The following is a 6,181-nucleotide window of genomic DNA, read 5'->3' on the forward strand; positions in this document are numbered from 1 at the left end:
TGTCCGGCGGTGACCTACTCTCCCACACCCTCCCGGGTGCAGTACCATCGGCGCTGTGGGTCTTAGCTTCCGGGTTCGGAATGGGACCGGGCGTTTCCCCCACGCTATGACCGCCGTAACCCTTGCTCCGCACCGTGGACAGGGTGTGATGCCTGTGCCGGTGGGAAATCTGTGGTGTTACAACTGTGGTGTTGTTATTCAGTTATGGGYTGGTTCCTGGACCGACGAAACCCGGGTGTTGGGTTTGTTGGTTGGGAACCACATAGTGGACGCAAGCAGTCTTGTTTCTTTGTACCACCCCGTGGGTGCAAACGCTTTTGAAGGTCCGTTTGCACAGGGTGGTGTGTGGTGTAAGTTATCGGCCTATTAGTACCGGTCAGCTTCACGAGTCGTTAGTCCTCGCTTCCACATCCGGCCTATCAACCCAGTGGTCTGGCTGGGGGCCTCTCACACACAAGGTGTATGGAAATCTCATCTCGAAGCGAGCTTCCCGCTTAGATGCTTTCAGCGGTTATCCCATCCGAACGTAGCTAATCAGCGGTGCACTTGGCAGTACAACTGACACACCAGAGGTTCGTCCGTCCCGGTCCTCTCGTACTAAGGACAGCCCTTCTCAAATTTCCTGCGCGCGCAGCGGATAGGGACCGAACTGTCTCACGACGTTCTAAACCCAGCTCGCGTACCGCTTTAATGGGCGAACAGCCCAACCCTTGGGACCTACTCCAGCCCCAGGATGCGACGAGCCGACATCGAGGTGCCAAACCATGCCGTCGATATGGACTCTTGGGCAAGATCAGCCTGTTATCCCCGAGGTACCTTTTATCCGTTGAGCGACGGCCATTCCACAATGTACCGCCGGATCACTAGTCCCGACTTTCGTCCCTGCTCGAGATGTCTCTCTCACAGTCAAGCTCCCTTGTGCACTTACACTCGACACCTGATTGCCAACCAGGCTGAGGGAACCTTTGGGCGCCTCCGTTACTTTTTAGGAGGCAACCGCCCCAGTTAAACTACCCATCAGGCACTGTCCCTGACCCGGATTACGGGCCGAAGTTAGATGTCCAAAGTGACCAGAGTGGTATTTCAACGATGACTCCACCCGAACTGGCGTCCGGGCTTCAACGTCTCCCACCTATCCTACACAAGCCACTCCGAACACCAATACCAAACTATAGTAAAGGTCTCGGGGTCTTTCCGTCCTGCTGCGCGTAACGAGCATCTTTACTCGTACTGCAATTTCGCCGAGTTTATGGTTGAGACAGCGGGGAAGTCGTTACTCCATTCGTGCAGGTCGGAACTTACCCGACAAGGAATTTCGCTACCTTAGGATGGTTATAGTTACCACCGCCGTTTACTGGGGCTTAAATTCTCAGCTTCGCCGTGAGGCTAACCGGTCCTCTTAACCTTCCAGCACCGGGCAGGAGTCAGTCCGTATACATCGTCTTGCGACTTCGCACGGACCTGTGTTTTTAGTAAACAGTCGCTTCCCCYTGGTCTCTGCGGCCCCGATCCCCTCCCACCAGCACGTGGTGTTCAAGGTTGGGGCCCCCCTTCTCCCGAAGTTACGGGGGCATTTTGCCGAGTTCCTTAACCATAATTCTCTCGATCGCCTTAGTATTCTCTACCTGATCACCTGTGTCGGTTTGGGGTACGGGCGGCTAAAACCTCGCGCCGATGCTTTTCTAGGCAGCATAGGATCACCGAATCCCCCCTTTACGGGAGTCCCGTCAGATCTCAGGCACATGAACAGCGGATTTGCCTACCGTTCGCCCTACATCCTTGGACCGGGACAACCATCGCCCGGCTCGGCTACCTTCCTGCGTCACACCTGTTAATACGCTTGCCTCCCAGGATCAGGTCCCGCGCTCCACCAAAACCCTTCACCCACAAGGGGTGTCGGGCAGGTCTCGGGCGGTTAGTATCCCCTGTTCAACATGGGCGGTTTTTCGCCGGTACGGGAATATCAACCCGTTGTCCATCGACTACGCCTGTCGGCCTCGCCTTAGGTCCCGACTTACCCAGGGCAGATTAGCTTGACCCTGGAACCCTTGATCATCCGGCGGACGGGTTTCTCACCCGTCTTTCGCTACTCATGCCTGCATTCTCACTCGTGTAGGCTCCACCGCTGGTTTACACCGCGACTTCACCGCCCACACGACGCTCCCCTACCCATCCACACTCCTGAACCACGAAGGCTTGGAAAATATGTGAATGCCACAACTTCGGCGGTGTACTTGAGCCCCGCTACATTGTCGGCGCGGAATCACTTGACCAGTGAGCTATTACGCACTCTTTTAAGGATGGCTGCTTCTAAGCCAACCTCCTGGTTGTCTTCGCAACTCCACATCCTTTCCCACTTAGCACACGCTTAGGGGCCTTAGTTGGTGGTCTGGGCTGTTTCCCTCTCGACTATGAAGCTTATCCCCCACAGTCTCACTGCTGCGCTCTCACTTACCGGCATTCGGAGTTTGGCTGACGTCAGTAACCTTGTAGGGCCCATTAGCCATCCAGTAGCTCTACCTCCGGTAAGAAACACGCAACGCTGCACCTAAATGCATTTCGGGGAGAACCAGCTATCACGAAGTTTGATTGGCCTTTCACCCCTACCCACAGCTCATCCCCTCCATTTTCAACTGAAGTGGGTTCGGTCCTCCACGACGTCTTACCGTCGCTTCAACCTGGCCATGGGTAGATCACTTCGCTTCGGGTCTAGATCACGCCACTGCAACGCCCTGTTCAGACTCGCTTTCGCTACGGCTTCCCCACACGGGTTAACCTCGCGACGTAACACTAACTCGCAGGCTCATTCTTCAAAAGGCACGCCGTCACAACTACAAGGTTGCTCCGACGGATTGTAAGCACACGGTTTCAGGTACTGTTTCACTCCCCTCCCGGGGTACTTTTCACCTTTCCCTCACGGTACTGGTCCGCTATCGGTCATTAGGGAGTATTTAGGCTTATCAGGTGGTCCTGACAGATTCACACGGGATTTCTCGGGCCCCGTGCTACTTGGGATACTCATCAAAGGCGGCGCTACAGCATTACGGTTACGGGGCTCACACCCTCTACGGCCGGCCTTTCAAGACCGTTCACCTATACCAGCACTCACACCTCCCCGGTCCGGCAGAACCAGGACAACAAGTCCCACAACCCCGCCCATGCAACGCCCGCCGGCTATCACACATGGGTCGGTTTAGCCTGATCCGCGTTCGCTCGCCACTACTAACGGAATCACTGTTGTTTTCTCTTCCTGCGGGTACTGAGATGTTTCACTTCCCCGCGTTCCCTCCACGCACCCTATGTGTTCAGATGCGGGTCACCAGATCACTCGCGCGCCTGGCGGGGTTTCCCCATTCGGACACCCTGGGATCACAGTCCGGTTATCGACTCCCCCAGGCTTATCGCAGATTCCTACGTCCTTCTTCGGCTCCTAATGCCAAGGCATCCACCGTGTGCTCTTAAAAACTTGACCACAAAAGATCAAGGAGTAATTCACGAGAGAACCATGAAAACCAACCACACCAACAACACCAAAACGATGCCACCAGCACAGCCAGATCCAGGTTCATATTCTTGGAAATTGCTTCTTATAAAAGATGCTCGCGTCCACTATGTAGTTCTCAAACAACAACCCCGTACCACACACCCCACACACACGCCCCCAAAAGGAACGCAACCATGCGATCGATGCAGCCAGGAAACCAGAAACACCAGTACCGGACACCASCACGGACAAACCCGCGCCAACCCCCGGCCCTGTTGCCTCAGGACCCAACAGTGTGCCAAACACTAAACCGCACAACCCCACCCCGCACCGTTCCAGGACAGAACCCCCAAAGGGACCCCGACCGTACTAAACACAGGACAAAACCACGCGGCCGCTATTTGTTGATATTCCACCCATGAGCACCCGCCGCAGAACGATCGCCTGCGCAACGGGCCTTTACTCCTGACAACACCAACCCCCGGGCATACGCCCCGGAACCGTGCTGTAGGTGCTCCTTAGAAAGGAGGTGATCCAGCCGCACCTTCCGGTACGGCTACCTTGTTACGACTTAGTCCCAATCGCCAGTCCCACCTTCGACGGCTCCCTCCCACAAGGGGTTAGGCCACCGGCTTCGGGTGTTACCAACTTTCGTGACTTGACGGGCGGTGTGTACAAGGCCCGGGAACGTATTCACCGCAGCGTTGCTGATCTGCGATTACTAGCGACTCCGACTTCATGGGGTCGAGTTGCAGACCCCAATCCGAACTGAGACCGGCTTTTTGGGATTAGCTCCACCTCACAGTATCGCAACCCTTTGTACCGGCCATTGTAGCATGCGTGAAGCCCAAGACATAAGGGGCATGATGATTTGACGTCGTCCCCACCTTCCTCCGAGTTGACCCCGGCAGTCTCCCATGAGTCCCCACCACTACGTGCTGGCAACATGGAACGAGGGTTGCGCTCGTTGCGGGACTTAACCCAACATCTCACGACACGAGCTGACGACAACCATGCACCACCTGTGAACCGGCCCCAAAAGGAGAAACCACATTTCTGCGGCGGTCCGGTCCATGTCAAGCCTTGGTAAGGTTCTTCGCGTTGCATCGAATTAATCCGCATGCTCCGCCGCTTGTGCGGGCCCCCGTCAATTCCTTTGAGTTTTAGCCTTGCGGCCGTACTCCCCAGGCGGGGCACTTAATGCGTTAGCTACGGCGCGGAAAACGTGGAATGTCCCCCACACCTAGTGCCCAACGTTTACGGCATGGACTACCAGGGTATCTAATCCTGTTCGCTCCCCATGCTTTCGCTCCTCAGCGTCAGTTAATGCCCAGAGACCTGCCTTCGCCATCGGTGTTCCTCCTGATATCTGCGCATTTCACCGCTACACCAGGAATTCCAGTCTCCCCTACATCACTCTAGTCTGCCCGTACCCACCGCAGATCCGGAGTTGAGCCCCGGACTTTCACGGCAGACGCGACAAACCGCCTACGAGCTCTTTACGCCCAATAATTCCGGATAACGCTTGCGCCCTACGTATTACCGCGGCTGCTGGCACGTAGTTAGCCGGCGCTTCTTCTGCAGGTACCGTCACTTTCGCTTCTTCCCTACTGAAAGAGGTTTACAACCCGAAGGCCGTCATCCCTCACGCGGCGTCGCTGCATCAGGCTTTCGCCCATTGTGCAATATTCCCCACTGCTGCCTCCCGTAGGAGTCTGGGCCGTGTCTCAGTCCCAGTGTGGCCGGTCACCCTCTCAGGCCGGCTACCCGTCGTCGCCTTGGTGAGCCATTACCTCACCAACAAGCTGATAGGCCGCGAGTCCATCCAAAACCACAAAAGCTTTCCACCCCCCACCATGCGATGAGGAGTCATATCCGGTATTAGACCCAGTTTCCCAGGCTTATCCCAGAGTCAAGGGCAGGTTACTCACGTGTTACTCACCCGTTCGCCACTAATCCCCGGTGCAAGCACCGGATCATCGTTCGACTTGCATGTGTTAAGCACGCCGCCAGCGTTCATCCTGAGCCAGGATCAAACTCTCCGTTGAAAAAAACAGACACAACCAGGCACCACGGAAATAACGCGGACACCCGACTGCACAAAATTTGAAACCAGCCAAAAACACCAGACCACACCACGGAAGCGGATAGGCCCGGCAAATTCAACCAATTTAATAAAAAACCGGTATCAACAAACTTGGCACACTATTGAGTTCTCAAACAACAGACACAATTGCCGGGGGTTTCGGGCCCCTCCGGCGCAGTCAACGGTGCCAACCGGATCCGGATCAGTTTTATGGACCGCGTCACAATGGGCAGGTTGGCCGCCGCTTCACCATCGCCCCGGCCCGGCCTGGCGATGGTAGCGCCGCTCTCCGTGACGGCCTGCACCCAGGCACTCCTCGCCGTCAAGAGCCCCAAGGTGCCGGCAGCCGTCGGGGAGGCTGTCGGTAGGCCGGCGGGCGTCGTGCGTGCACCCGGTGTCCTCCGCCGGCTCAGCCCTCACCTCCAGCCTTCCAGGCGCCTGTGCCTGCCCGGCCGGTGCCCGGCAGGCGCCGTCAGCGGGGTGGAGGGGGTGGTTAAATGCGGGAGAGCCCCAACCAGGTTCTGGTTGGGGCTCTCGACCCTTTTTAATGGTTGTCCGGCGGTGACCTACTCTCCCACACCCTCCCGGGTGCAGTACCATCGGCGCTGTGG

The 6,181-nt window shown here is 56.7% G+C and carries 3 rRNA genes; all 3 read right to left on the reverse strand.

The window, feature by feature from the left end:
- Position 1 precedes the first annotated feature (1 nt).
- The 3 genes from rrf to AC1DFE_RS23620 all read right to left on the reverse strand — a co-directional run bounded on the left by rrf (position 2) and on the right by AC1DFE_RS23620 (position 5,532).
- Positions 2 to 118, reverse strand: a 5S ribosomal RNA gene (gene rrf, locus AC1DFE_RS23610).
- 227 nt (positions 119 to 345) lie between these two features.
- Positions 346 to 3,472: ribosomal RNA gene (locus tag AC1DFE_RS23615) — 23S ribosomal RNA — on the reverse strand.
- A 534-nt stretch (positions 3,473 to 4,006) separates the two neighbouring features.
- Positions 4,007 to 5,532, reverse strand: a 16S ribosomal RNA gene (locus tag AC1DFE_RS23620).
- Together the 16S, 23S and 5S rRNA genes form the textbook arrangement of a ribosomal RNA operon.
- Between the last annotated feature and the right edge of the window lie 649 nt (positions 5,533 to 6,181).

It is taken from the genome of Arthrobacter sp. 05T423 (assembly GCF_056396245.1).